At 66.8% G+C, this 25715-nt stretch carries 23 protein-coding genes; 10 read left to right on the forward strand and 13 right to left on the reverse strand.

Annotation, left to right across the window (positions count from 1 at the left end; translation table 11 throughout):
• Window positions 1-85: 85 nt before the first annotated feature.
• Window positions 86-2278 carry a tetratricopeptide repeat protein gene (locus LK540_RS16450; RefSeq protein ID WP_229438386.1) on the reverse strand — a complete coding sequence of 731 codons (2193 nt, stop codon included), beginning with the start codon at window positions 2276-2278 and terminating at the stop codon, window positions 86-88.
• 130 nt (window positions 2279-2408) lie between these two features.
• Between LK540_RS16450 and LK540_RS16455 the strand changes: the two genes are divergently transcribed.
• The 4 genes from LK540_RS16455 to fliD all read left to right on the forward strand — a co-directional run bounded on the left by LK540_RS16455 (window position 2409) and on the right by fliD (window position 5363).
• Entirely contained in the window at window positions 2409-2702 is a 294-nt protein-coding gene (locus tag LK540_RS16455; RefSeq protein ID WP_229438387.1) for a hypothetical protein, read from the forward strand.
• Window positions 2703-2723: 21 nt separating this feature from the next.
• Window positions 2724-3545 carry a flagellin gene (locus LK540_RS16460; RefSeq protein WP_229438388.1) on the forward strand — a complete coding sequence of 274 codons (822 nt, stop codon included), beginning with the start codon at window positions 2724-2726 and terminating at the stop codon, window positions 3543-3545.
• A 73-nt stretch (window positions 3546-3618) separates the two neighbouring features.
• Complete coding sequence (locus LK540_RS16465; protein WP_229438389.1) at window positions 3619-3981, forward strand: flagellar protein FlaG; 363 nt, start codon at window positions 3619-3621, stop codon at window positions 3979-3981.
• A 38-nt stretch (window positions 3982-4019) separates the two neighbouring features.
• Window positions 4020-5363: a flagellar filament capping protein FliD gene (gene fliD / locus LK540_RS16470; RefSeq protein ID WP_229438390.1), complete on the forward strand. Its 1344-nt coding sequence runs from the start codon at window positions 4020-4022 to the stop codon at window positions 5361-5363.
• 311 nt (window positions 5364-5674) lie between these two features.
• Here the strand turns inward: fliD and LK540_RS16475 are convergent, their stop codons facing one another.
• From LK540_RS16475 to LK540_RS16490, 4 genes are all read right to left on the reverse strand, one after another.
• Window positions 5675-7291: a GGDEF domain-containing protein gene (locus LK540_RS16475; protein WP_229438391.1), complete on the reverse strand. Its 1617-nt coding sequence runs from the start codon at window positions 7289-7291 to the stop codon at window positions 5675-5677.
• Window positions 7292-7398: 107 nt separating this feature from the next.
• Window positions 7399-8046: a response regulator transcription factor gene (locus LK540_RS16480; RefSeq protein ID WP_229438392.1), complete on the reverse strand. Its 648-nt coding sequence runs from the start codon at window positions 8044-8046 to the stop codon at window positions 7399-7401.
• Window positions 8043-9515 carry a histidine kinase gene (locus tag LK540_RS16485; protein ID WP_229438393.1) on the reverse strand — a complete coding sequence of 491 codons (1473 nt, stop codon included), beginning with the start codon at window positions 9513-9515 and terminating at the stop codon, window positions 8043-8045. The genes LK540_RS16480 and LK540_RS16485 overlap by 4 nt, the downstream gene beginning before the upstream one ends.
• A complete protein-coding gene (locus tag LK540_RS16490) occupies window positions 9512-10141 on the reverse strand; it encodes a hypothetical protein (protein WP_229438394.1) in 630 nt (209 codons plus the stop codon). The genes LK540_RS16485 and LK540_RS16490 overlap by 4 nt, the downstream gene beginning before the upstream one ends.
• 58 nt (window positions 10142-10199) lie before the next feature.
• On the opposite strand from LK540_RS16490, the gene greB reads away from it, so the two are divergent.
• Genes greB through LK540_RS16505 form a run of 3 tightly spaced genes read left to right on the forward strand, consistent with a single transcriptional unit; the run spans window position 10200 to window position 11868 of the window.
• Window positions 10200-10766 carry a transcription elongation factor GreB gene (gene greB / locus LK540_RS16495; RefSeq protein ID WP_229438395.1) on the forward strand — a complete coding sequence of 189 codons (567 nt, stop codon included), beginning with the start codon at window positions 10200-10202 and terminating at the stop codon, window positions 10764-10766.
• Window positions 10767-10804: 38 nt separating this feature from the next.
• The gene (locus LK540_RS16500) at window positions 10805-11401 is read left to right on the forward strand and encodes a biliverdin-producing heme oxygenase (RefSeq protein ID WP_229438396.1); all 597 of its coding nucleotides are present in this window, start codon (window positions 10805-10807) and stop codon (window positions 11399-11401) included.
• Between the two features lie 11 nt (window positions 11402-11412).
• Window positions 11413-11868 (forward strand): hypothetical protein, encoded by a 456-nt coding sequence (locus tag LK540_RS16505; RefSeq protein ID WP_229438397.1) that lies wholly within the window; start codon window positions 11413-11415, stop codon window positions 11866-11868.
• A gap of 218 nt (window positions 11869-12086) precedes the next feature.
• Here the strand turns inward: LK540_RS16505 and LK540_RS16510 are convergent, their stop codons facing one another.
• The 8 genes from LK540_RS16510 to LK540_RS16545 all read right to left on the reverse strand — a co-directional run bounded on the left by LK540_RS16510 (window position 12087) and on the right by LK540_RS16545 (window position 22663).
• Window positions 12087-14810 (reverse strand): bpX6 domain-containing protein, encoded by a 2724-nt coding sequence (locus tag LK540_RS16510; protein ID WP_229438398.1) that lies wholly within the window; start codon window positions 14808-14810, stop codon window positions 12087-12089.
• Entirely contained in the window at window positions 14800-16632 is a 1833-nt protein-coding gene (locus LK540_RS16515) for a hypothetical protein (protein ID WP_229438399.1), read from the reverse strand. Before LK540_RS16515 ends, LK540_RS16510 begins: the two co-directional genes overlap by 11 nt.
• On the reverse strand, window positions 16629-17039 hold the full coding sequence (locus LK540_RS16520; protein ID WP_229438400.1) for a hypothetical protein: 411 nt from the start codon (window positions 17037-17039) through the stop codon (window positions 16629-16631). Before LK540_RS16520 ends, LK540_RS16515 begins: the two co-directional genes overlap by 4 nt.
• 3 nt (window positions 17040-17042) lie before the next feature.
• Complete coding sequence (locus LK540_RS16525) at window positions 17043-18161, reverse strand: AAA family ATPase (RefSeq protein WP_229438401.1); 1119 nt, start codon at window positions 18159-18161, stop codon at window positions 17043-17045.
• A gap of 150 nt (window positions 18162-18311) precedes the next feature.
• A complete protein-coding gene (locus LK540_RS16530) occupies window positions 18312-20549 on the reverse strand; it encodes a bifunctional (p)ppGpp synthetase/guanosine-3',5'-bis(diphosphate) 3'-pyrophosphohydrolase (RefSeq protein WP_229438402.1) in 2238 nt (745 codons plus the stop codon).
• A gap of 135 nt (window positions 20550-20684) precedes the next feature.
• The gene (gene rpoZ / locus LK540_RS16535; protein ID WP_005665923.1) at window positions 20685-20888 is read right to left on the reverse strand and encodes a DNA-directed RNA polymerase subunit omega; all 204 of its coding nucleotides are present in this window, start codon (window positions 20886-20888) and stop codon (window positions 20685-20687) included.
• A 52-nt stretch (window positions 20889-20940) separates the two neighbouring features.
• Window positions 20941-21585, reverse strand: a complete 645-nt coding sequence (gene gmk / locus LK540_RS16540) for a guanylate kinase (protein ID WP_229438403.1) — start codon at window positions 21583-21585, stop codon at window positions 20941-20943.
• A gap of 190 nt (window positions 21586-21775) precedes the next feature.
• Complete coding sequence (locus LK540_RS16545) at window positions 21776-22663, reverse strand: YicC/YloC family endoribonuclease (RefSeq protein WP_229438404.1); 888 nt, start codon at window positions 22661-22663, stop codon at window positions 21776-21778.
• A gap of 159 nt (window positions 22664-22822) precedes the next feature.
• Between LK540_RS16545 and LK540_RS16550 the strand changes: the two genes are divergently transcribed.
• Genes LK540_RS16550 through rph form a run of 3 tightly spaced genes read left to right on the forward strand, consistent with a single transcriptional unit; the run spans window position 22823 to window position 25523 of the window.
• Window positions 22823-23848 (forward strand): serine/threonine-protein kinase, encoded by a 1026-nt coding sequence (locus tag LK540_RS16550; RefSeq protein ID WP_229438405.1) that lies wholly within the window; start codon window positions 22823-22825, stop codon window positions 23846-23848.
• A gap of 9 nt (window positions 23849-23857) precedes the next feature.
• Window positions 23858-24781 (forward strand): PP2C family serine/threonine-protein phosphatase, encoded by a 924-nt coding sequence (locus tag LK540_RS16555; protein WP_229438406.1) that lies wholly within the window; start codon window positions 23858-23860, stop codon window positions 24779-24781.
• A gap of 13 nt (window positions 24782-24794) precedes the next feature.
• Window positions 24795-25523 (forward strand): ribonuclease PH, encoded by a 729-nt coding sequence (gene rph / locus LK540_RS16560; protein WP_229438407.1) that lies wholly within the window; start codon window positions 24795-24797, stop codon window positions 25521-25523.
• The last annotated feature ends 192 nt before the right edge of the window (window positions 25524-25715 follow it).

Consider the following 25715-nt stretch of genomic DNA (forward strand, 5'->3'; position numbering starts at 1 on the left):
GAAATGCGCCGCTTCATGCAGGATGCATTGTGAAATTTTGTCGCCGCTCCGGTGCCACGAATTGTTACACCGGAGCGGAGAGAGCTTACAGCGCCGCCAGTGCCTGCGCCGCCTGGGCGATCGCGCCGGCCCAGTCGCCGCGTTCCGGCTGGCGCAGCAGGCGCACGCTTGGATACCAGGGGCTGTCCGCGCGCGCGGTCAGCCAGCGCCAGTCGGCCACGTGCGGCAGCATCACCCAGGTCGGGCGGCCCAGCGCGGCGGCCAGGTGGGCGACGCTGGTGTCGACCGCGATCACCAGGTCCATCTGTTCACACAGGGCCGCGGTGTCGGCGAAGTCCTGCAGGTGCGCATCCATGCGCCGCACCACGCTGGCGTCGAGCGCCGCCATGTCGGCGGCGCGGTATTCCTTCTGCAGCGAATAGAACTCGCAGTCGAGTGCGAGCAGCGGCGCCAGCTGGGCAAAGGGAATGCTGCGGTTGTGATCGTTCGCGTGCTGCATGTTGCCGCTCCAGACCAGGCCGACACGCGGACGCGTGCTGGGGCCCAGGCGCTCCTGCCAGGCCGCCAGGCGCGCCGCATCCGGCGCCAGGTAGCGTTGCGGGGCCGGGATGGTGTCGACTTCGGTGCCGAAGGCAAGCGGCAGGCTCATCAGCGGGCACTGGAAATCGAATGCCGGCAGCGGATCGCCCTTGGCCAGGATCTGCACGGTGCCGCCCAGGCTGTCCAGCAAGCCGACCAGCGGGCGCTGCACTTCCAGCACCACGCGCGCGCCCAGCGCCGCCACCAGCGGCACGTAGCGGCAGAACTGCAGGGTGTCGCCCAGGCCCTGTTCGGCGAACAGCAGGATGGTCTTGCCTTCCAGCGATTCCTGGCCCAGCCACAGCGCCTGCTCGAACGGGCGCTGCTCGTTGTAGACGCTGAGCAGTTCATTGTTCCAGCGCCATTCGTAGCCGCGCCAGCCTTCGAGCAGGGCGCCGTACTGCAGGTTCAGCAGGGCGCGGTTCCAGTGCGCCGGCGCGTACTCGGGGTCGATCGCCAGGGAGCGGTCGAAGCAGTGCAGGGCATCCTCGTAGCGGCGCAGCGCCTCGTAGACGTTGCCGCGGTTGTTCCAGGTGGCGGGGCTGTCGCCCTTCAGGGCCAGCACTTCGTCGTAGACAATCAAGGCTTCCTCGGCGCGGCCCAGGTCCTGCAGCACGTTGCCGCGATTCAGCAGGGCGTCGGTGAATTCCGGGTCGACCTCGAGCGCGCGCTCGAAAGCGGCCATCGCGTCTTCGCGGCGGCGCAGGCGCTGCAGCACGATGCCGCGGCCGTTATGGCTGGCCGGCAGCTCCGCATCGAGGCCGATCGAGACGTCGAAGCAGCGCAGCGCCGACTCCAGGTGGCCGATGTCGTTCATCATGTGGCCCAGGCTGGCGCGCAGCTGGGCCGACTTCGGCGCCAGCTCGACCGCAAGGCGGTAGGCGTCGAGCGCGTCGGTGGCGCGGCGCATGTGGCGCAGCACGTTGCCGCGGCCGTGGTGGACCTCGGCCGCGTCGAGCGGATCGAGGTTTTCTTCCAGCATGGCGTCGTAGACGTCGAGCGCATCGTCGAGCGCGCCCAGCAGGCGCAGGGCCTTGGCGCGGTTGATGCGCGCCTTGGTGTACGCCGGCTGCAGGGCGATCGCCTGGTCGTAGCTGGCCAGCGCATCGTCGGCGCGCCGCAGCGCCATCAGGATGTTGCCGCGGTTATCCAGCGCTTCGAGGTGGCGCGGGTCGAGCTTCAGGGCGCGCTCGCAGGCGTCCAGCGCTTCCTCGTTGCGCTTCAGGTGCTGCAGCACCACGGCACGGTTGTTCCAGGCTTCGACGTCGCGCGGAACGAGTTGCAGGGCGCGCTCGTAGCTGGCCAGGGCTTGCTCGTAGCGCTTGAGCGACTGCAGCACGTTGCCGCGGTTATATAAAGCGTCGACATTCTTCTTGTCCAGCCCCAGCGCCTGCTCGTAGCTCTGCAGGGCGGCGGGGAAGTCGCCGATCGCCTTGAAGATATTCCCCAGGTTGCTGTAGACGGCCGACACGCGCGGATTCACGGCCAGGGCGTCGCCCATGAACTGCAGCGCCAGCTCGTGGTTGCCGATCTGGTAGCCGAGGATGCCGACGTGGTGCAGCGAGTCGAAGTGGCGCGGCTGCTTTTGCAGGGCCGCCTCGTACTGGGCAAAGGCGTCTTCCAGGCGGCCTGCCTGGTGGGCGGCCAGGCCGGCGGCGAACAGGCGGTCGGCCTGGGAGGGGGTAGGGTGTCTGGTCATGGGCAGGAAGAAGGTGCTCGGTGATGGGATAGCCCCGCGCACGCATGCCGGGCCTATTGAACAATGCCGGCGAGTGTAGCTGAGGAGGATTTTCTTGCATCCGGGGAATAGGCGGGCAAATCGCCTTCAAATGCGGGCACTGCTCTTGTTGCCCGCAGGATATTCTGCACAGGTCGAGGTCCGGGCGTTTCGCGGATTTCGTGTTGCAGCACCTAAATATTTTTCCGGTGCTGCCGTTGATGTGTTTGTTGCGGTGATGGCGCCATGCCTATGTGGGCCGGTCCGCTTCGGATGCAAAGTTGCTCACAAACATTTTTTTGAAAAAAATCCTCAAGGTTTTGCAGAGGGGTCCGTTAAAGAATTCAAGCGAGCGGAAAACGCGGCGCAAGAAACCAACCGAACCCTGATAGCAGCACCAAACTGAACTGCCCACTGGAGAACTACCATGTCGACCATTAATACCAACCTGTCTTCGATCAACGCGCAACGCAACCTGACCAAGTCGAACAACGAACTGTCGACTTCGATGCAGCGCCTGTCGTCGGGCCTGCGCGTGAACAGCGCCAAGGACGACGCGGCCGGCATGTCGATCGCCACCAAGATGGATTCGCAGATCCGCGGCATGTCGCAGGCATCGCGTAACGCCAACGACGGCATCTCGATGATCCAGACCGCCGACGGCGCCCTGTCGAACATCTCGGACGCACTGCAGCGTATGCGTGAGCTGGCAGTCCAGGGTGCGAACGACACCAACGGCGACGACGAATGGTCGAACATCAACACCGAAATCTCGGCACTGAACACCGAAATCGGCCGTATCGCTTCGGACACCAAGTTCAACGGCACCTCGCTGCTGACCGCCAGCTCGGTCACCAAGTCGATCCAGGTGGGTGCGGACTCGGGCCAGAAGATCGAAGTGAGCTTCGGCGCCAACACCGCCTACGCCGGCCTGTCGGCTGCCTCGATCTCGATCACCGACGCATCGTCCGCTTCGGCCGCGATCAGCGCCATCGACGACGCCCTGAAGGCACTGAACACCGAGCGTTCGTCGCTGGGTACCGCGCAAAACCGCATGGGCTACGCCATCAGCAACCTGGCTACCTCGGTGGAAAACCAGTCGGCAGCAAAGAGCCGCATCACCGACACCGACTACGCTTCGGAAACCAGCAAACTGAGCCGCGCGCAGATCCTGCAGCAGGCCGGTACCGCGATGCTGGCCCAGGCCAACTCGGCGCCGAACAGCGTGATGTCGCTGCTGCGTGGCTAATCTAGCGCTGTAATCGAGTGTTTTACCTGTGCGGGGTTCATCCCCGCACAGCCGTTTGTAAAGAGGTGTTCCGATGTTGCAACCAATAAACTCTGGAAGCCCATCGGCCGTTGCAGGCACCACCACGCGGCCACAGGCCGAGGCGGCTGCCAAGCCTGCGGCGACGGGGCGCGTTCCCGCCGAGGCGCAGGCCGAAGCGGAAAAAAAACCGACGAACGAGGAACTGGGCAACGCGGTGGCCGACCTGAACAAGGTCGCCCAGGCCGCGTCCCAGGGCGTGCGTTTTTCGATCGACGAAGACACCGGCCGCACCGTGGTCAAGGTGGTCGACACCCAGACCGACAAGGTGCTGCGCCAGATCCCGTCGGTCGAGGCATTGAAACTCTGGCGCTCGATGGAACAGATGCAGGGTGCGATGTTGCGCGACAAGGCGTAAGCCGGCGCGGCATGCACGAGACTTGAAAGGAAAAACACATGGCGGCTATCAGCGGTGCAGGCATGCTGTCCGGGCTCCCGGTCGACGATCTGGTTTCTTCCCTGATGTCGGTCGAACGGCAGCCGCTGACGCTGCTTCAATCGAAGCAGTCCAGCTTCAATTCCAAGCTGTCGGCGTTCGGCACCTTGAAAAGCGCGGTCTCGACCTTCCAGACCGCGGTCAAGAACGTGTCGAGCGACGCGCTGTCGGCGCTGACGGCAACGTCCAGCAAGGCCGAGACGGTCGGCGTCTCGGTGTCCAAGGCCAGCAGTGCATCGGCCGGCAATTACTCCATCGAAGTGAGCAAGCTGGCGCAGAGCGACAAGCTGGTGTCAAGCGGTGTCGCCCCCGGCACCACCTTCAGCGCCGCCGACAGTTCGATGGAGATCAGCATCGGCGGCAAGACCACCAAGCTGACGCTGACCGACACCACGCTCTCCGGCCTGTCGAGCGCCATCAACAAGGCCAACGCCGGCGTTACCGCCACCATCCTGAACGACGGCACCTCGGACCGCCTGGTCATTACCGGCAATGAAACCGGCAAGGACAACACGGTCAGCATCGCCGCCAGCGGCAGCCTGGCGCAGTTCGCCACGAGCGGCGGCGGCATGACCAAGTCGCAGACGGCGCAGAACGCCGAGCTGACGATCGACGGCATCGCCGTGTCGAAAGCCTCGAACACGGTCACCGATGCGATCAAGGGCGTGACCCTGAACCTGAACCAGACCAACGTCGGCAGCCCGGTGAAGATCGACCTGGCCAAGGACACAGCGTCGGTGACGAGCAAGATCACGGCTTTCGTCGATGCCTACAACACCCTGGCGACGGCGGTGAACAAGCAGACCGCCTACAACGCCACCACCAAGACCGCGGCCGTGCTGAACGGCGACGCCGGCGCGCGCTCGATCATGACCGGCATCCGTGCCGAGCTCGGCAAGGCCGTGGGCGGGGGCGGCGGCCTGCAGGGACTGTCCGACATCGGCATTTCCTTCCAGCGCGACGGCACCCTGAAGCTGGAAAAGCCGGAGAAGCTGAAGAGTGCGCTGGAAACCAATTTCGCCGGTGTCTCGAACCTGTTCTCGGCCACCGACGGCGTGGCCACGCGCCTGACCAAGGTGACAGAAGACATGCTGGGATCGAAGGGCGTGTTCAAGAACCGCACCGACGGCCTGAATGCATCGATCGAGAGCATGAGCAAGAGCCAGGAGCGAATGGAGCTGCAGCTGGCCCAGACCGAAAAGCGCTACCGCGCCCAGTTCACCTCGCTCGATACGATGATGACCAATATGCAGAGCATGAGCAGCTATATGACCCAGCAGCTGGCGGCGCTGTCGTCCTGGTAATGTCTGCTGCTGCATGAATAAGAATGCCCGCTTGAAGCGGGCATTTTTATTTAAAGAGTTCGAGGCGTGATCTGTGAGCGATGGCGCCGACCGTAGGGTGGGGGTTATAAGGCCGGGGGCCTTATAACCGAAGTGCCCACGCGGATGGCCGCGTCATGCTGGCGTTGTTTGGACCCGAAAAGAGGCGTTTCGACTGCGCTTCAGAGGCGTCTCGTTAGCGCATCGGTTTCGATCTTGCATGCGTCAACACTGCGCATCGTTCCGCGTGGGCACGGGGTGCCCACCCTACGCCACTTCGATCACTGCGGCGCTTATTCCGCGACGACAACCCGGTTCTTCCCGCTCTGCTTGGCCTGGTACATCGCCTTGTCCACCCGCGCCAGCAGCGTCGCTTGGTCTTCGTTCGGCAGGCGCAGGGCCACGCCGGCCGAGAAGGTGATCAGCAGCTTCTCGTTATCGTGCAGGAAGAAGTGCTTGGTCAGCTCGCGCTGCAGGCGCACCATGGTCTGCACCGCCGATTCCACCGTGGTCTCGGTCATCAGGATCATGAATTCCTCGCCGCCGAAACGGGCGATCACGTCGATCGAGCGCAGCGTGCCTTTCACCACCTTGGCCAGGTGGCGCAGGGCGTTGTCGCCGGCCAGGTGGCCGTAGGTGTCGTTCAGCTTCTTGAAGTTGTCGAGGTCGAGCAGGGCCACGCACAGCGGCGAGCCGCGGCGGTCGGCGCGGGCGCTTTCGCGCTCGAACACGTCGTCCAGGCCCCGCCGGTTCAGGGTGCCGGTGAGCTGGTCTTCGCGCACCAGCTCGCTCAGGTGCTGGAGCTTGGCTTCGAGTTCCTTGATGCGGCCTTCGGCTTCCTGCACTTCCTGGTGTGCGGCCAGCATGCGGTCGCGCGAGGCCAGGGCCTCGGCCTGGGCATTGCGGGTTTCGCGCAGCACTTCGTCCAGCACCTCGTTCAGCTCGCCGATGTCGCCGGCATGGCGGATCCGTTCGGAAAATCCACCCAGCTTGTCGCTGAAGTCGCCGGTCGAGGCGGCCACCGAGCCGAGGCGGTCGATGAAGGTCATCATCATGTTCTTGACGGTCGACTTCACGTCCGACAGGCCGTGTTTCAGCTGGCCCTGCTTGTAGATCACGTCCTTCAGGCTGCGCGTGGCGTCTTCCAGCGCGCGGGCGTCGATCGGGCCGGCGATCAGGTCCTGCACGGCGGCGATCTGGCCGCGCATCCAGCTGTCGTCGTCCAGCAGTTCGCTGACGTTTTCCAGCAGCAGCTTGAACAGGCGCAGCAGCAGTTCCTGCTGCTCGCCCGAATCGCCGCTGTGCAGTTCGATCTGGAAACAGAGTTCCTTCAGGCGCGCCGCGATTTCCTGCAGCGCCGCTTCGCTGTGCGCGATCTTGACGGCCGCGCCGAGCGATTCGGCCTCGACCGCCAGCGCCGACTTGGCCGGCAGCAGCGAGGCCAGGGCAAAGGCGAGCGTGCGGCTCAGCAATTCGCGCAGCAGGATAGTGTCGCGGCTTTCCATGCCATAGGTGACGCCGGGCGGAATGCCGCGCCGCAGGTGCTTTTCGACCAGCTGCGACAGGGCGCGCGCATAAGCTTCCCAGTCGCGCCCCTTCACGGCGCGGTTCAGGCGGCGGCCGTATTCGGCCAGTTCACCCGGCGTATCGGTGATCTGGGTGGCGAACTCGGCCAGCACTTCCTCGGGCGCGGGGCCGGTCAGCGGGATAGGCTGGCGCGGCGCCTGGATCGGCGCCTGGGTTGCAGTTTGAGTTGTGACAGCAGCCGGTTTCGGCAGCCCGGCGATCTCGTTGTAGATCTCGGCGTAGGCGTCGGGCGTGGGGGCGATGCGGCGGGTGGCGAGGCGGCGGAAAGCCTCGCGGGCGATCTCGACAGGACTCTGGACAGGCGGGTTGGACGGATTGGACATGTTACAGCGCAAGTATTTTTAAGTTTGGCGTAATGATAAGCAGTTTTTCCTTACGTCATTACGCAAATAGAGGGCAAAAGACCTCTTACTTGACGCTAATGTTTCCTTTATTCCACAAGCTGGTTCCGGATCGCGTAGGTCGTCAGTTCGGCACTGGTTTTCAGGTTCATTTTCGATAACAGGCGCGCGCGGTATTCGCTGATCGTCTTCACCGACAGCGACAGTTCGCGCGCGATCTCGCTCACCGTCTTGCCCGAGGCAATCATGGTCAGGGTCTGGAATTCGCGGTCCGACAGGCTGTCGTGGACCGGTGCCTCATGGTCGCTGCCGACGCTGTTCGCCAGCGCCTGGGCCAGGGCCGCGCTGACGTATTTCTGGCCGCCGGCCACCTGGCGAATCGCCTGCACCAACTCGCGCGGCGCGCTCTGCTTGGTGAGGTAGCCCGCTGCGCCCGCCTTCAGCGCGCGGATCGCATACTGGTCTTCGCGGTGCATCGACAGCATCAGCACCGCCAGTTCCGGTTTGTCGTCCTTGATCTGCTTCAGCACCTCGATGCCGTTGCGGTCGGGCAGGGAGATGTCGAGCAGCATCACGTGCGGCTTCGCGCGGCGGAACAGCTTGACGGCGTCGAGTCCGTTCTCGGCTTCGCCGGCCACGACGATGTCGCGCTGCTCGGCCAGGATCTGCTTCAGGCCTTCGCGCACGATAGCATGGTCGTCGGCGATGAAAACACGGATAGTTGCTTTTTCGGTCATTGTTGCGTGTTGCTTTCGTTTACATCTCGGGGCGGCGCCAGTGTCAGCCTGATCTTGATGGTCACCATCGTGCCACCTCCCGGCGCCGCCGACAAGCTCAGGGTGCCGCCCAGCGCCCGCGCCCGCTCGCTCATGCCGCGCAGGCCAAAGGACTGCGGCTTGAGGCGGTCGGCGGGCAGCATGCCGCGTCCGTTGTCGGCAATGACGAGCGTCAGGTGCTGGCGCTGGCGCCGCAGCGTCACCGTCACCCGGGTGGCGCCGGCGTGCTTGGCGACGTTCGTCAGTGCTTCCTGGAAGATGCGGAACAGGGCCGCCGCGTGGTCGGGGTCGAGCTCGATGTCGCGCTCGGCGCTGCGGAAGATGCAGGCGACGCCGGTCGTCTTCTCGAACTCGCGCGCCTGCCACTCGAGGGCGGCGACGATGCCCAGGTCGAGCGTGGACGGCCGCAGATCGAGCGAGATGCGGTGCACCGCCTCGATGCTGCGGTCGACCAGGCTGTCGAGGTAGGCCGCCTTTTCCTGCAGCTGCGGGTCTTGCGGCAGGCGCGCGCTCAGCATCGACAGCGCCATCTTGATGGCGGTGAGGTTGCCGCCCAGGTCGTCGTGGATTTCGCGGGCGATGCGCGCGCGTTCCTGTTCCTTCACCTGCTCGCTGTGCTCGGTCAGCTCGGCCAGGCGCGCGCGCGAACGCAGCACGTCGAGCTGCTCGTTCTTGCTCTCGGTGATGTTGGTCATGATGCCGTCCCACTGCACCGCCCCGTGCGCCGCCGGGTGCGGGGTGGCGCGCAGGTTGATCCACTTGACGTCCTTCCAGGCCTCGATCCAGATGCGGCCTTCCCAGTTCCAGCCCGACAGGCTGATCTTGGAAACCGCCATCGTTTCCAGGTAACCCTTGCGGTCTTCCGGCAGGACCAGGCGCAGGAACAGATCGGGATCGGCCTGCAGCGCCGCCGGCTGCACGCCGAGCAGGGCGGCGCAGCCTTCGCTCAGGTAGGGATACTCGTGGCGGCCGTCGGCGCCGAGCACGAACTGGTAGACCAGGCCCGGCGTGTGGTCGACGATGGCGTTGTAGCGCGCCTGCGACTGGGCCAGGGCGGTGGCGGCGGCCTGCTCGGGCGAGAGGTCGTCGCCCATTGCCAGCAGCAGGTCGCGGCTGTCGCGCTGGATGCGCAGGAAAGTCAGCTTGGCCGGGTACAGGCTGCCGTCGGCGCGGCGCAAGCGCGTGCGCAGGCAGCGCTGCTCGCCGATCTCGTCGCCCAGGCCGGCCAGCAGCCCGTGCAGGGCGGTGCCGTCGAGTTCGGGCGCGACCAGGCTGACGTTGGCGCCGTGCAGGCTGGCGTTGTCGTAGCCCAGGTTCTGGCGCGCGGCGCCGTTCACGTCGACCAGGGCCAGGCTGGTGGCGTCGATCAGGAACATTTCGGAAGCGGCCGCCTGCATCGGGGCGGCCAGGGTCGGCTCGGCTGTGTTCATGGGCGGTCGGATTCGGTGGATTGGCGGCGCCGGCGCCACAGCGACACGAAGCGGCGCAAGGCGCGGGCGCTGCGCGTGGCGTGGCGGCTGCCGAAGGGCACCGACGGACGCAGCTGGCGCTTCAAACGACGCAGGTTGCGGCGCAGGCTGCTGCGCAGGGCGGAGACGCCGCGCCGCAGTTGCACGTACGTCGGGCTGGCGCGCAGGCGGGCGATGACGTGATCTTTGAACATGATGAAGCGATTGTGCCACCGCGCAAACCAGACCAGCGCCAGCAAGGAAGGCAGCGTGAGCACGTACAGGCGCGCCACCACCACCGCGCCGCCCAGCTTGGCCGCGACGAAGGTGGCCACGCCCCACATCGGGTGGCCATGGGCGATCGCCAGCAGGGCCAGCAGCTTGACCGGCAACAGCAGCAGGCCCGGCAGCGCGAACACCAGCAGGGCAGGATAAGGAGGCAGGCGCCGCACCATGTTTTCCATCCAGGCCAGCGGCGGCCAGCCGGCGACGCCGCTGGCGAAGCGGCTGCCGACGCGCCACAGCCATTCTTCCAGCACGAGCAGCAGCGCCGCAAGCGTCAGCAGCGGTGCGAGCAGCGGGTGGCGGGCGGATGGCGTCGGCTTCATCCTGCGATGATAAAGCAATCCGGCGGCGCTTCCGGCCCCATATCCTTATAATAAGCTTATGAATAAGGCATTCGTAAAAGAGAGCGACAACGACGACGATGACGACGCCGTCGCGCTGGCGCAGGCGATTCCGCCTGGCGCCAAGAACTACATCACGCCCGCCGGCTACAAGGCCATCAAGGACGAGCTGCTGCAGCTGATCGACGTCGACCGGCCGGAAGTGGTGCGCGTGGTGCACTGGGCCGCCTCGAACGGCGACCGCTCGGAAAACGGCGACTACATCTACGGCAAGCGCCGCCTGCGCGAAATCGACCGCCGCATCCGCTTCCTCACCAAGCGCATGGACTCGGCCTTCGTGGTCGATCCGAGTGTCCATTATGGAAACGATCAAGTGTTTTTTGGCGCGACTGTTTCCTATTCGAATACAGCGGGCGAAGAGCATACGGTGACCATCGTCGGCGTCGACGAGCTCGATCCGCTGCGCGGGCGCATCAGCTGGGTGTCGCCGGTGGCGCGTGCGCTGACCAAGGCGCGCGAGGGCGATATCGTCACACTGCAAACGCCGCAGGGCGTGGAGGAACTGGAAATCCTCAGCGTCGAGTATCCGGAGCCGATCGCGGACTGATCCACGCTTCAATCCGGCATGGCTGGTAAGATGGGGCCATGAACCGACCTCACGACCCCGCACGCGAGTCCGACGTCCTGGCCGCGCTGCGGCAAGGGACAAACGACCGCCACGAACGCCTCGACAGTGGCTTGCCCCTGTCGAAACCCGACGCCACCCTGGCCGACTATGCTTATCACCTGCAACTGCTGCGCGCCTGGCTGGCGCCGATGCAGGCGTGGCTGGCCGGTTTCCACGACGGCCCGCAAGGAGCGGGCGGCTTGCCGGCAGTGCCGCATCTGTCCCTGATCGAAGCCGACCTGGCCGAGCCGTCGCTGGCCGGACTCAAAGCGCCCGACTTCGCACCGTCGGCTGCCTGGCCAGCCGACGCCAGCGCCGCTTACCGCTGGGGCGTGGCGTATGTCGTCGAAGGCTCGCAGCTGGGCGGCGCCGTGCTGTACAAACGCCTGGCCGATCAGCTCGCGCCGCACCCGCTGCGCTACCTGCGCGGTTCCGGCGAAGAAGGCCCCGGCCCGCGCTGGCGCGCCTTCATGCTGGCGCTGCGCGCCGAAGTGCGCACCCAAGAGGAAGTCGCCGACGCCTGCGCGGGCGCCTGCGACGCCTTCGACCGTATCCTGGCGCTGGCCGGGGTCTGACAGTTACGAAGATGGCAGGCGCACGCTTCCTCTGGATGGCCCTGCTGTTCCCATTCAGTGGCAAGGCCTGGGCGCTGTGCGAGGGCGGCCATCCGAACTTGCCGCTGGTCCAGGAAATGCGCGAGGCGCGCTTCGTCGTGATCGCGCAGCCGCAGACGTTTACGCGTGTGCAGGACCTGGCCGAGGACCCAGAAGGCTACACCGCCACCCGCGTGCGTTTGAAGGTCGATGAAGTCCTGTACGGGAAGACGCCGGCCGAAGTGAAGGGCGGCTTGCTCGACATCGTCGAACCCAACACATCGGCGCGCTTCGGCCTGGATGAGCGCGACGCCGGCAAACCCTATCTGCTGTTCGTCTACGCCGGCGAAGACGGTCATTGGGTGAACGCCTGCGGCCACTCCGGCGAACTGGCGAGCAGCCGTGCCACCCTGCGTCAAGTGCGCGGCATTGCTGCCGACAGGCGTTGATGCGTAGGGTGGTCAGCTCTACCCGGCGGCTTGCGGCCACGCGGCTGTTGCGCCGCCCACGCGTTCAACCACCCTTCGCTCAGCCGCGCATCTGCTCCGGCGTGCGTTGACCGCGTGGACGGCGGACACGACACAGGTGACGCAGACGGCGGCGCGACTTGGAAAACTAACTGGACGATGCGTTCCGTTCCGGCTGCACAGGCATGGGGCCGGCACGGTCAGCCGAAGGTCAGCGTCCTGACGGCCGCCGTGTCGAGCGCGACGTCGACCAGGCGGCCGCGCCGGTCCCAGGCCAGCAAGTGGCCGCCGCGTACTGTCGCATGCGCTTCCTGGGCATCGGGCAGCACGATCTCGGCGCAGATGCTGCCGTTGATCTTCGTGAGCCGGCAGTGCCAGCCATCCTCGGCGTCGAAGCGGAGCATCAGCAGCCCGTCGTGCAGGCTCGCCTGCGGAAAGTGCGGGTGCGGCCACGCTGCGATGACATGATTCGCCTGGGGACCCCATACGCGCAGCCTTGGCAGCGCGTGGTCGCGGTCGGGTTCGGCCATCTCGAGAATGAAAGGATCGTCGTCTTCGCAATCGGGCAGGACGGTGAGTACCGTGTCGGACAAGGCCGCGCGCTCCCTTGCCAGCAGGCGCCGTGCCGGCAGGGCGTAGCGCCACTGCTCGACAGCGTCATCGATGCGCATCAGCAGGGCCTCGTGCTCGCCCTGGCGCTCGAAAGCGGTGACCTTCCCCGGCAAATCGCCGACCTGCCACAACACCGATTGTCCCGGCGCCGTCGCATCGAGCACCATCAGGCGGTTGTCCGCCACCACGCTCCAGGTGGCGCCATCGAATTCGCCGGCCCAGAACTGCAGGTTGGCGCTGAACCAGTCCTCGACCTTGCCGCTGACCAGGTCGAGCCGGCTGACGCGTACCGCCTTTTCGCGCCGCGCCAGGGCCAGCGCGCGCCGTCCGTTGTGCGACACCACGAGGTGCGCGGCCGGAACCGGGAAGCGCAGCGGCGCACGGTTCCCTTCGCGCGCCAGCATCACGCCGCCTTCGCCCAGGGCCAGCAGGTGGCCGCCGTCAGGCAGGGCGCGCACGTCGTGCAACGCATGCAGGCCGGTCTCGGCAAAGGTCACGTGCAGGGTTGCGCTGCGCGCGGCCAGCGGCACGGATGCCGGCGGGTTGCCGGACTTGCGGCGCGGCGCATCGTCGGCCAGCACCGGGTCGGACGCGATCTTCAGCAGCTTGTCGAGGGTATCGCCGGGCAGCGGAGGGCGCGCGGCGGCCGCTTGCACCGCCAGCATGCGCCAGAGTTCGGCGGCGACGCGGCGCGTGGCATTGTTGTGGCCATCGAGCCGCAGCAGGCATTCGCAGGCGCGCAGGCGCGCCAGGTCGGCGTCCGCTCCCCGCGCCGTCAACAAGGCGCCAACAGGCGCCTGGCGGCTGCGCAGTGCGTCCTGGTCGAGCGCCAGCATGTGCAGCAGGCCCTGTACGCCAAGCGCGCCGCCTGCCGCTTCGGCCGCGCGCAGCCAGTCCAGCGCGCGCATGCGCTCCTCGGCCAGCGGCCAGACGGCCGACGCGGCTTCGGCCAGGTAGCCGCGCGCCGCCAGGTCCTGCGCCCACTCCAGGCGCAGGGAGGCGGCGCCCGCGTCGCTGCGCCGCTCGAGTTCGGCCACGGCCTCGGCAAAGCAGCCGGACAGGCGCGCCAGCAGCACGGCGCGCGCCAGGTTGCCCGCCTTGGCATGCAGGCGCACGGCGAGCGCCGGCGCCAGGCCCAGTGTCTCGGCCAGCTGCGCCGCCTGGGCGACACGCTCCTTGCGCTCCAGGTAGTCGACCGCTTCCTGGTGCCGGTTCAGCAGCTCGGCCAGCACGAACACGGCTTCGTCGATGCGGCCGGTGCGGTCGAGCATCTCGAAACTGCGCTGGTAGGTGGTGCGCAGCAGGTCGATCGAACCCTCGTCGAGGCCAATGGCGGCCGCGCTGGCGCCAGCGCCGATATCGAGATTGTCGCGCCGGCCCGGACGGCCGAACGCCTGGCGGGTGGCGTCATGCTTGCTGTCGAGCGGGATCGCATGGCGCAGGGCTTCGCCGAGATTGCCTTCGTCGAACTGGCGCAGCATCTTGCGTAAATAATTCGCCTGGCGCCAGCCGAGCAGGTGGGCCAGGCGCGTCATGGCCGCCAGCTTGCCGAAGCGTGCGGCCAGCCAGTCGGCCAGCGGCGAGGAGGCGGGTGTGCCCGGTGTGGCGCTGCGTGTGGCGCCGCGCGCCGCGCCGCCGGTGCCTGCGGACGAGGGCAGGGCCAGGCGCAGCAGGCCCACCAGCCCGGCAAGCCCGCCTGCCAGTCCGGCCGCCACGCCGCCCGCCAGCATGGCCGCCGCGGCGGCTGTCGTGACCAGCGAAGGCCCGCCGTCGCGCGCACGCGCCGCATGGCGCAAAAATTCCGCGCGGCTGGCGCTCGGTGGCGGCACCGCGCTGCCGAGCAGGGTGCGCACATCAAGCGCCGCTGCGGGCACGGCGGCGGTGAATCCGGCCTGCGCTTCCCGCGGCATGGCCAGTGCGCTGCACACCGGGATGCCGGACACGTCGAGCCAGGACGATGGGTCGATGCGTGCCTGCGCGTCCAGCGCATGCGCGTGCAGGCTGGCGCCGAAGACCAGCACGGCCGCCCCGGAGGCGATGCCGGCGCGTTCGGGCGTGGTCAAGGGGGCGCTGGCGAGCACGCCGTCCTGGTCGCACAAGGGCAGGCCGGGCGCGCTTTCGCACCGCATGCGCCGCGCGCGCTTCCACACCAGCAGGTAGCCGCCATCCAGCAGATACGCCTGGGCGCCGGTTTCCCAGGCGCCGAGCAGGCGCCGGCGCGCCTCGTCTTCGCCGTACAGGGTGTGATCGAACCAGAGTGCGCGCACGGGCTGGCTGCCGCGCAGCAGGGGACGCCGGACCTCAGCCTGCATGGGCGCCTCCGTTCGGCGCGACGCGCAGCAGCGCTTCGCCGGGATCGATGGCGCGCACGTTCAAGGCGCTGCTTTTCTGGCCGAGCCAGGCCAGGCGGCCATGGGCCGGGTCGAAACTGGCCTGGGCGATCGGCTCGGCGCTGTCGACCAGTTGCTGCCTGCCGCCCTTGTCGAGCAGCGAGATGCGCAGGCGGCCGGCATGCAGCACCACCAGTGCCGGACGCTTCGTCTGCGGGTTGCGCGCGCAGCCGAGGACCATGTCGCGTTCGTCCACCGCGATGTGCTGCGCGCCGCCCGCGTCGCCCACCAGCCAGTCGGGGCGACCCGCCAGGTGCAGCGCATACATGCCGCGCCCGCCGCGCCAATCCCGCGGTTCGCCGAACAGGATGCGCCGGCCCGGGTGCATGATCGGATACAGGTGTTCGCGCACCGGCTTGCCCTTGCTGACCTCATACACGTCGGTGCGCCCTTTCTCCGACACCGCGAACAGGACCCGGTCCGCATGCTGGATGGCGCCGATCACGTCGCGCGACACCAGGCGGAACCCGGAATTCGACGGCGGGCGGCCCGGTACGGCGCTGCAGTTCCAGCACACGAGACGCCCGGCCTTGTCGAGCACCAGCACTTCCTCGACGGAGCCGCCAGGACCACGGGTCATCCAGAAAAACGCCTGCGCCCAGCGCAGCGCACCCGGCACGGCTTGGAACAAGTCCGGGTCGGGCAGCGGCAGCGTGAGTTTGCAAAAGACCGGGCCGGGAAAGTTCGAGAAATGCAGCTCGCCGTCGCGCAAGGCCACCGTGCCGAAGGACTTGTGGTACATGCCGGCGGCGACAATCGCGTCGGCATGGCGCAACTTTCCCTGCTTGCGCGGCCGTCCGGCGCCGGCGCGCGGCGAGTCGGGAATGCGGTAGACAATCACGCCGCCATCCACCGTGCCGACGGCCAACCAGTCGCGCACGTTGCCGAACATCGGCGCCCGCTTGAGCGAATGCGCCTCGCGCGTCAGGACATTTACCCCCGCCTTCGGCTTGTCGAAAGGCCGGCGCAGCAGGCGCACGCTGTCTTCCGGCGAGGGCAGGGGCAGGGCCACGCTGCTGGTGCGGCGGCGCTGCACCACTTCGACATCGAGCTGGTGATCGAACCAGGAGCGGCGCACCAGCACGCGTGAATGCGCCTGGGCCGGGCAGGGCGCGAGCGGGTCGCCGACCAGCCAGCAGTCGAGCGCATCCTTGCCGAGCACGGCTTCCCATTCCGCGAGGCCGGCATCGTCGAGGGCGGCATAGGTGCGCGCGTCGAGCAGCTTGCGCACGCCGTGCACCCCTTGCAGATCGTGCAGCACGCCCGGCACCTGCAGGATGCCCCAGCGGAAGTCGGCGCCGGCCACTTGGGCGCGCCTTGCCAGCAGGATGAACAGGGCCAAGTGCGCCAGGCGCGCTTCGCCGAGCTGGGCCGGGCCGGCGTCGAACAGCGCCACGCTGCGCAGCGAGGTGTCGCTGTTGGCCGGTTCCGGCCCCGTGAACAGCAGTTCGCCATTCGCGGCGCGGCGCAGGAATTCGTCGGGGACGCTGTCGGCCAGCGCCCACTCGCTCATCAGGAGGCGGTCGTAGCTGCCGCGCAGGACGATATCGCCCACGCCGGCCGGATCGACCGCCATGCGCGCGGCGTGGCGGCGCAGCGGGCCGACCAGGGGCTGCAGGCGCAGCAGCAGCTGGCCGAGCGTGGCCGCCAGGTCGTCGGGAAACAGGACGAGCCAGGCGGACCAGGGTTGAAGCAGAGGTGGCAGCGAGGATGGCGGCGCTGCCAGGGGCGGGCGGGCGCTCATGCGGTCTCCCGTTCCAGCCAGTCGAGCAGCGCGGGCTGCAGCGGCTGGGCGCCGTCCAGTCCGAGCACCATGCCGGGGTCGGGCCACAGGAGCAGGGTGGCGTGGCCGCTACGGCGCTGCAGGGCCGCGTGCAGCAGTTCGGCCGGCGCATCGGGCGCCAGGCGGGTCGGCAGCCAGAGTCCCGGCACGCCCTCGGCCGGCGCGCAATAGGCCACGCCGTCGATCCAGGGCAGGCTGGCGGCCGGGCCGAGCAGTACCAGCAGGCCGCGCGTGGCCGTCAAGGTCAAGCCATGCAGGCCATCGGCGCCGCGCTCGCGCAGGGCGCCCAGCAAGGCGTGCAGGGCCGGCCCGGCGGCCACCAGGCCGGCCGCTTCGACGCTATCGGTACGCGCGCGCCAGGACAGCAAGGCTCAAGCCCAGGTGAGGCTGGCGGCCAGCCTGGCGCGGCGTTCGGCCAGGTCGGCGGGCAGTCCGGCCGGGTCGAAATTCGCATCGATCTCGCGCAGCAGGGCTTCGACCTGGGCGCGCGCCGGCTGGTCGCCGCCGGCCAGCAGGCGGTCGCTGTCCTCGACCAGGCGGGCAATGCGCGCCTGCGGCGTGTTGGCCGTTTGCTCGGTCACGCTGTGCAGCAGCGGGTGGCTGGACTCGGCCAGGATCTCGCGCAGCGCCTCGCGTGCGCCGGCCTGGCCGGCCGCGGTAGGAATTGCGAACAGCAGCGGCCACAGGTCCGCGCCCGACGCCTGCTCGCGCCCGGCCAGCACGGCGGCGGCCCCCACCAGGCGCTGCGAGCGCACGATGCGGCGGTCCGACAGCGCAATGCCGGCCTGGCGCAGCTGGCGCACCGCATGCGCCAGCGCCGGGCGCACGGCATCCATGTCGACGGCGGAGACGGCGCCGGCCAGCCGGTCGAGGCGCTCCAGACCCGCCTGCGGCGCCAGCGGCTGCCGGCCGACTTCCCAGCCGCCGGCCAGCAGGTCTTCGAGCCGGTTGTCGGCTACCGGCTCGACAAAGGCGTGCAGCAGGAAGCGGTCGGCAAAGGCGGCCAGGCCTTCGTCTTCCGGCAAGCCGTTGGCAGCGCCCACGCAGATGCGCAGCGGGCAGGCGATGCGCGTGTGGCCGCGCCGGAACTGGCGTTCGTTCAGCAGGCCGAGCAGGGTGTTCAGGATGGCGGTCGAGCCGAGGAAGACCTCGTCGAGGAAGGCGATCTCCGCTTCGGGCAGCATGCCGGCGGTGTCGGTGACGACCAGGCCTTCGCGCAGCTTGCCGAGGTTCACGGGGCCGAACAGCTCGGCCGGCTCGGTGAAGCGCCCGAGCAGGTATTCGAAGTAATTACCGCCCAGGCTGGCGGCGACCCGGCGCACGACGGCGCTCTTGCCGGTGCCCGGCGGGCCGACGATCAGGAGGTGCTCGCCGGCGACCGCGCCCAGCACCATCAGCTCGGCCAACCCCTCGCGCTCGACCAGGCCGGCGGTGGCGGCACGGATGGCATCGCGCAACTGGGGCAGGGCTTCCTGGACGGACGGATTCATGTTTTTCTCAGAAGAAAAAGAAAAACATGATGCATGAACTAAAAGTTAAGCGTCAAGCAATCGTTTTTCGTACGCTCAAAAAGAAACAACCCACATGACGTGGGCTGCCCTGTAAGACGAAATGAGACCAAATGAGACCGAATGACTGGATCAGGCCCGCTCGCGCTCGACCCGGTTGACCCCCGCCACCCGCCGCAGATTGCGGATCAGGTGCGCCAGGTGCACCCGGTCCTTCACCTGGATGGTGAAGCGCAGCTGCGTCATCATGTTCTCGTCGTCCTCGTCCATGCCTACATACGTGATGTTGCCATCCGACTCGCCGATCTCGGCCGCCACGCGCGCCAGAATACCCTTTTCGTTGTTGATCAACAAACGGATGCGGCAGTCGAAGCGGCGGTTCAGCTCTTCGCCCCACTGCACGGCGATCCAGCGGTCCGGCTCCTTGGCACGCAGGCGCTTGGCCGGCAGGCAGTCGGCGGTGTGCACGACCAGGCCCTGGTCGCGGCGCAGCTGGCCGACGATGCCGTCGCCCGGGATCGGCAGGCAGCATGGCGCCAGCTGCACCGACACGCCTTCGCTGCCGTAGATCGTCACCGGGTCGATCTCGCCTGACAGCGGTGCGGAAGACGGCAGGGTGTCGTCGCCGCCGTCCATCAGGCCGAAGATGTGGCGCGCCACCAGCGCCGGCATGCGCTTGCCGATGCCGATGTCGGCGTACAGCTCGTCCATCGACTTGGCCGAAGATTCCGCCAGCACGCGCTCGATGGTCGATGCCGGCAATTCGCCGGTAACGCCGCGCGCGGCCAGCGCCTGGGCCAGCAGGTCCTGGCCGAGTTCCACCGATTCGTTGACGTTGATGGTGCGCAGGTGGTGGCGGATCGCCGAACGCGCCTTGCCGGTGCGCACATAGCTGAGCCAGGTCGGGCTCGGGCGCGAATCCGGGTCGGTGACGATTTCCACGATGTCGCCGTTGTGCAGTTCGGTGCGCAGCGGCTGGGTTTCGTTGTTGATCTTCACCGCCACGCAATGGTCGCCGATGCCGGTGTGGATCGAATAGGCGAAGTCGAGCGCCGTGGCGCCGCGCGGCAGGGCGATGATTTTTGATTTCGGCGTGAACACGTACACCGAATCCGGGAACAGGTCGACTTTCACATGTTCGAGGAACTCGGCCGAGTCGCCGGTCTGCTGCTGGATGTCGAGCAGCGACTGCAGCCAGGCGTGGGTACGCTGCTGCAGGTCCGACATGTTCTGGTCGCCGGTCTTGTACAGCCAGTGCGCCGCCACGCCGGACTCGGCCGTGCGGTGCATGTCCTGGGTGCGGATCTGGAATTCGACCGGGGTGCCATAGGGGCCGATCAGGGTGGTGTGCAGCGACTGGTAGCCGTTGATCTTGCGGATCGCGATGTAATCCTTGAATTTGCCGGGCATCGGCTTGTACAGCCCGTGCAGGGTGCCGAGCGCCACGTAACAGTTGGGAATGTTGTCGACCACGACGCGGAAACCATACACGTCGAGCACCTGCGAGAACGACAGGTGCTTGTTGCGCATCTTCTTGTAGATGCCGAACAGGGTCTTTTCGCGCCCATAGACCTCGGCCTGGATGCCGGCCATGGCCAGGGTCTGCTTCACCGATTCCAGGATCTTTTTCACCACCTCGCGCCGGTTGCCGCGCGCCGATTTCACCGCCTTGGTGAGGGTGCGGTAGCGCAGCGGGTACAGGTGCGAGAAGGCCAGGTCCTGCAGCTCGCGGTAGATGTTGTTCAGGCCGAGGCGGTGCGCGATCGGCACATAGACTTCCATCGTTTCGCCGGCGATGCGGCGCTTCTTGGCCGGCACCATCACGCCGAGGGTGCGCATGTTGTGCAGGCGGTCGGCGAGCTTGATCAGGATAACGCGCACGTCCGAGGCCATGGCCAGCAGCATCTTGCGGAAGTTTTCCGCCTGCGCTTCCACCAGGCTCTGGAACTCGATCTTTTCCAGCTTCGACAGGCCGTCGACCAGGTTCGCCACCGGCGCGCCGAAGCGCTCGATCAGCTCTTCCTTCTTGACGTCCTGGTCTTCGATCACGTCGTGCAGCAGGGCCGCCATGATGGCCTGCGCATCGAGCTTCCACTCGGCGCAGATCTCGGCCACCGCGATCGGGTGCGAAATATAGGGTTCGCCGGACTTGCGTACCTGGCCGAGGTGCATCTCGTCGGAGAAGCGGTAGGCTTCGCGGACTTTCTTCAGTTCGGCCGGGGTGAGGTAGTCGGACAGTTTGTCGATCAGCTGGGTGACCGAGGCTACGCCGGGGGCAGGCGCCTCGGCAGTGTCGTGCGGCTTGCCGGAGCGCTTGGCGCGGGCAGGAGGATTGCCAGAATGGGTAGTATCTGGGGGAAACAGGTTCATACGTTATGTCGATCAGCCGCAGTGTGGGGACAGAATAACAGAATTACGGACTGCCGAATGTGACGAACCCGCGGTTGGGGCCGCGGGTTCGTCGGGTGTAACGACCGGTCTGAGACCAGGTATTACATCTCGGAATTACATCGGCACTTTCTTCAGCATTTCCAGGCCAACTTTACCGGCGGCGATTTCGCGCAGGGCGACGACGGTCGGCTTGTCCTTGGCTTCGACTTTCGGGGTGTGGCCCTGGAGCAGCTGGCGTGCGCGGTAGGTCGCGGCCAGGGTCAGCTGGAAGCGGTTCGGGACGTTTTTCAGGCAATCTTCGATGGTGATGCGGGCCATGGTGGTAACTCCAGAATAGATGGAAGCAGCGGCGCGGGCGACGCTGGAAAAATTACGGTTGTTGCAGTACGTGGATACCCAGCTGGGCAAACAGCGAGGCGTTGCGGGCGGCCTGTTGGGCGAAGCGGCAACGTGTCGCCTGGACAATCGCCTGTAGTTGGGCCAAGGCGGCGTTGAACTCTTCGTTGATGATAGCATATTCGAACTCGGGAGCGTGAGCGATCTCGCCCCCGGCCGCCAGCAAACGGCGCGTGATGATGTGCGGTTCGTCGGTGCCGCGCTTGTGCAGGCGCTCTTCCAGCGCCGCGATCGACGGCGGCAGGATGAAGATGCCGGCGGCATCCGGGAACTGCTTCTTCACCTGGCGCGCACCCTGCCAGTCGATTTCCAGCAGGATATCGGTGCCGGACTTCATTTTTTCTTCCACGCTCAGGCGGCTGGTGCCGTAGAAGTTGCCGTGCACCTCGGCCCACTCCAGGAATTCGCCGCGGTCGGCGCGCTTCTCGAAATCCTCGGCGGTGGTGAAGTGGTAGTGCACGCCGTCTTCCTCGCCTACGCGCGGCGCGCGCGTGGTGGTCGAGATCGAGAGCTGGATGCCCGGTTCCTGCTTGAGCAGCGCGTTGACCAGGGTCGATTTGCCGGCGCCGGACGGGGCGGCGACGACGAACAGGCTGCCGGAGAAGGCGGTGGTGAGCATGGTGTGTTCCTTTATTTCTGCATTCTAGTGCGCAGCATATATCGACTGCGCGATTATTCATATGTACAAATCCGCGTGGGCACAAGTGCCCACCCTACCACTGCTCGTAGGGTGGGCACTTGTGCCCACGCGGTTCAACGTCCGAGTTGCGTGCGGCCTGACAACACCGCATCGCTGATATTTCAGTTATTTACTCCAGGTTCTGCACCTGCTCGCGCATCTGCTCGATCAGCAGCTTGAGCTCCATCGACGCATCCGCCAGCTCCTTCACCGAGGCCTTGGCCCCCAGCGTATTCGCCTCGCGGTTCAGTTCCTGCATCATGAAGTCGAGCCGCTTGCCGACCTGGCCGCCCTTTTTCAGGATGTGCCGGGTCTCGTTCAGGTGCGCCGACAGGCGCGACAGTTCTTCCGACACGTCGATGCGGATGCCGTACAGGGTCACTTCCTGGCGAATCCGCTCGAACACTTCCTGGCGGCTCAGCACCGACGGATTGCCGTGGCCGGCCAGGCCCAGGGCGTCCTGCATGCGCTCGACCGCCTTCTGCTGGAACTGCGAGATCACTTGCGGGATCAGCGGCGTGATGCGCTTGACGATGGCTTCCATCGCCTCGATGCGCGAGATCAGCATCGCTTCCAGCGCCGCGCCTTCGCGCCGGCGGCTGTCGACAAAGGCCGCGATGGTGCGGGCGGTGAGGGCGGCGACGTCGGCCTGGAGCGACTCCTGGCCCACGTGCGATTCCTCGACCACGCCCGGCCAGCGCAGCAGCTCGGCCACAGTCATCGGCTGGGCCTGGGCGAAGTGACGGCTCACTTCACCTTGCAGGCGCGCCAGGTCGGCCAGCAGTTCGTGGTTCAGGGCCTGGGTGCCGCCCGCGGCCTTGCGCCCGAACGACAGGCGCGCCTCGACCTTGCCGCGCGTGATGGCCGCCATGATCGCGGCGCGCAGGTCCGGTTCAAGCGCACGCAGCTCGTCGTTGATGCGGAACTGAAGATCGAGGAAGCGCGAATTGACGCTCTTGATTTCGATCGTGAGGGTGCCGGCAGCGCCTTCGCTGGTGGCAACCGCATAGCCAGTCATGCTTGAAATGCTCAATGGAGTCCCCGGTTTTCACGGCGCCCGGCTACCGGCAAACGACGCACACGATATGCGCGTATTTACCTTGCCCGACGCTCATTATTCTTTACAAGACCGACATTTATCCACACAATCGCCGTGTTATGCAAGGAACTCTTCAGTATGGCCGCACAAAATAACGCACCCTTGCCGGATGGGCTGGAGATTGCCGGATATCGCATTGTAAAGAAAATCGCGTCTGGCGGGTTCAGTATTGTCTATCTTGCATATGATGCCGAGGGCAGCGCGGTCGCCATCAAGGAGTACCTGCCGAGCGCGCTCGCGCTGCGCCAGCCGGGCGAGCTTGCGCCGACCATCCCGAAGCCGAACGCGCCGCTGTTTCGCATCGGCCTGAAATGCTTTTTCGAGGAAGGGCGGGCGCTGGCGCGCATCGTCCATCCGAACGTGGTACGCATCCTGAACTTCTTCCGCGCCAACGAGACCGTGTACATGGTGATGGCCTACGAATCCGGCCACTCGCTGCAGGAACACATCGCGCGCGTGGTGGGCAAGGGCAGCCGCCTGAAGGAAAGCTTCATCCGCAAGGTCTTCAAGGGCGTGTGCCAGGGCCTGCGCGAAGTGCACGCCAACAAACTGCTGCACCTCGACCTGAAGCCGGCCAACATCTACCTGCGCAGCGACTGCTCGCCGATCCTGCTCGACTTCGGCGCCGCGCGCCAGGCGATCAACAAGGACCTGATGGCGCTGGCGCCGATGTACACGCCGGGCTTCGCCCCGCCCGAGCTGTACGTGAAGGGTTCGGCGCTGGGGCCGTGGTCGGACATCTACAGCATCGGCGCCGCGCTGTTTTCCTGCATGAGCGGCGGGCCGCCCCAGGCCGCCGACGCGCGCCGGCAGGAAGACAAGATGGGGCCGCGCTTCGACTACCTGGCCACCATCTATTCGCCGGAGCTGGCCGGCGTGGTGCGCGCCTGCCTGTCGCTCGACCCGATGGCGCGCCCGCGCAGCGTGTTCGAAGTGCAGAAGGTGCTGCAGACGGCGCCGGCCCTGCCGCTGCTTGAGGAGACCGCGCCCGCATCTGCTTCGGCCTCTGCGTCCAGTACCACGGCCGCCAGTCCTGGCGGCTTGCGCGGCCTGTTCGGCCGCCTCGGCGCCTTCGGCCGCGCAAAGAACGGCAGCAACGATTAAGGAACCCCGATGCAGTTTTCCGTCTACCAGCAAAGCCACATCGGCGCCCGCCGCGTCAACCAGGACCGCATGGGCTACTGCTTCACGCGCGACGCGCTGCTGCTGGTGCTGGCCGACGGCATGGGCGGCCACCTGCACGGCGAGATCGCCGCGACCATCGCCATGCAGACCCTGTCGATGATGTTCCAGATGCAGGCGCGTCCCACCATCAAGAAGCCCGAGCGCTTCCTGGAGGAGGCAATCACCCAGGCCCACCGCGACATCCACGCCTACGCCGCGCGCCACAACCTGGCCGACACCCCGCGCACCACGGTCGTGGCCTGCCTGGTGCAGCACAACTGCGCCCTGTGGGTCCACTGCGGCGACTCGCGCCTGTACTGGGTGCGCGGCAACCAGGTGCTGGCCTGCACGCGCGACCACTCGCACCTCGAATACCTGATCGACAAGGGCAAGGCTAGCCCGGCGGACCGCGCCGGCCACCCCGACCGCAACAAGCTGTATAACTGCCTGGGCGCTCAGACCCCGCCGCGCGTCGACATCGCGCAGCAGGTCGGCCTGCAGACCGGCGACGTGCTGCTGCTGTGCTCCGACGGCTTGTGGTCGTCGGTGCCGGATGCGGAAATCGTCGGCAAGCTGGCCACCCGCAGCGTGGTCCAGGCGGTGCCGGAACTGGTTGCCAGCGCCGTGGCGCGCGGCGGCCCGCGCTGCGACAACACGACGGCCCTGGCGATCGCCTGGCAGGGCATGGACAATGCCGACGCTTACCTGCCGAACGTGGTCTCGACCCAGATGCTGCCCGAGGACCAGGTCAGCAGCACCATCGGCAGCGTCGACGCCGCGCCGGACCTCGACCCCTTCGACGAAGACGCCATCGAAAAGGCGATTGCCGAGATCAACCAGGCCATCGAGAAGTCGTCCCACCTCCTCAAATAAACCAGGGTTTGCCATGACATTCATCCGCACCGGCGGCCGCGCCGTCGACCAGTTGCGCACCATCCGCATTACCCGCCACTACACGAAACACGCCGAAGGCTCGGTGCTGATCGAATGCGGCGACACCAAGGTGATCTGCACCGCCAGCATCGAAGACAAGGTGCCGGGCTTCCTGAAAGGGAAGGGCCAGGGCTGGCTGACTGCCGAATACGGCATGCTGCCGCGCTCGACCCACTCGCGCATGGACCGCGAAGCCGCGCGCGGCAAGCAGTCCGGCCGCACCCAGGAAATCCAGCGCCTGATCGGCCGCTCGCTGCGCGCCGCCTTCGACCTGGAAGCCTTTGGCGAACGCACCCTGCACCTGGACTGCGACGTGATCCAGGCCGATGGCGGGACGCGCACGGCGTCGATCACCGGGGCGATGGTGGCGGCCCATGATGCGTTCTCCAAATTGGTGGAGCGCGGCGTGCTGGAGGCGGTGCCGGTGAAGCATTTCGTGGCCGCGATCTCGGTCGGCATTGTTCAGGGCACGCCGGTGCTGGACCTCGATTATGTGGAGGATTCGGGCTGCGACACCGACATGAACGTGGTGATGACGGAGGCCGGGCACTTCATCGAGGTGCAGGGGACGGCGGAAGGGGCGGCCTTCGACCGCGCTGGCATGAACCGCCTGCTCGACCTGGCGCAGGCCGGCATCGCCGATCTGGTGACGATGCAAAAGCAGTCGCTCGGTATCCTGTAACCTACGGCCCAAACCGTACGGTGGGCACTTGTTTAGCACAGGGACATGGGTAACACATGGCTAGAGACATGGGTAACACATGTGCCGGGCTATTCTAGCTGCTCTCGCCGTCGATTCGTAGATCGATATTCTTTACTTCCCAGTTGCAGTAGAAGACGTTGTAGACGCCGTCGATATTTGATGGACGCACAG

The sequence above is a fragment of the Massilia sp. IC2-278 genome (assembly GCF_020708045.1).
Taxonomy (GTDB): Bacteria; Pseudomonadota; Gammaproteobacteria; order Burkholderiales; family Burkholderiaceae_D; genus Telluria.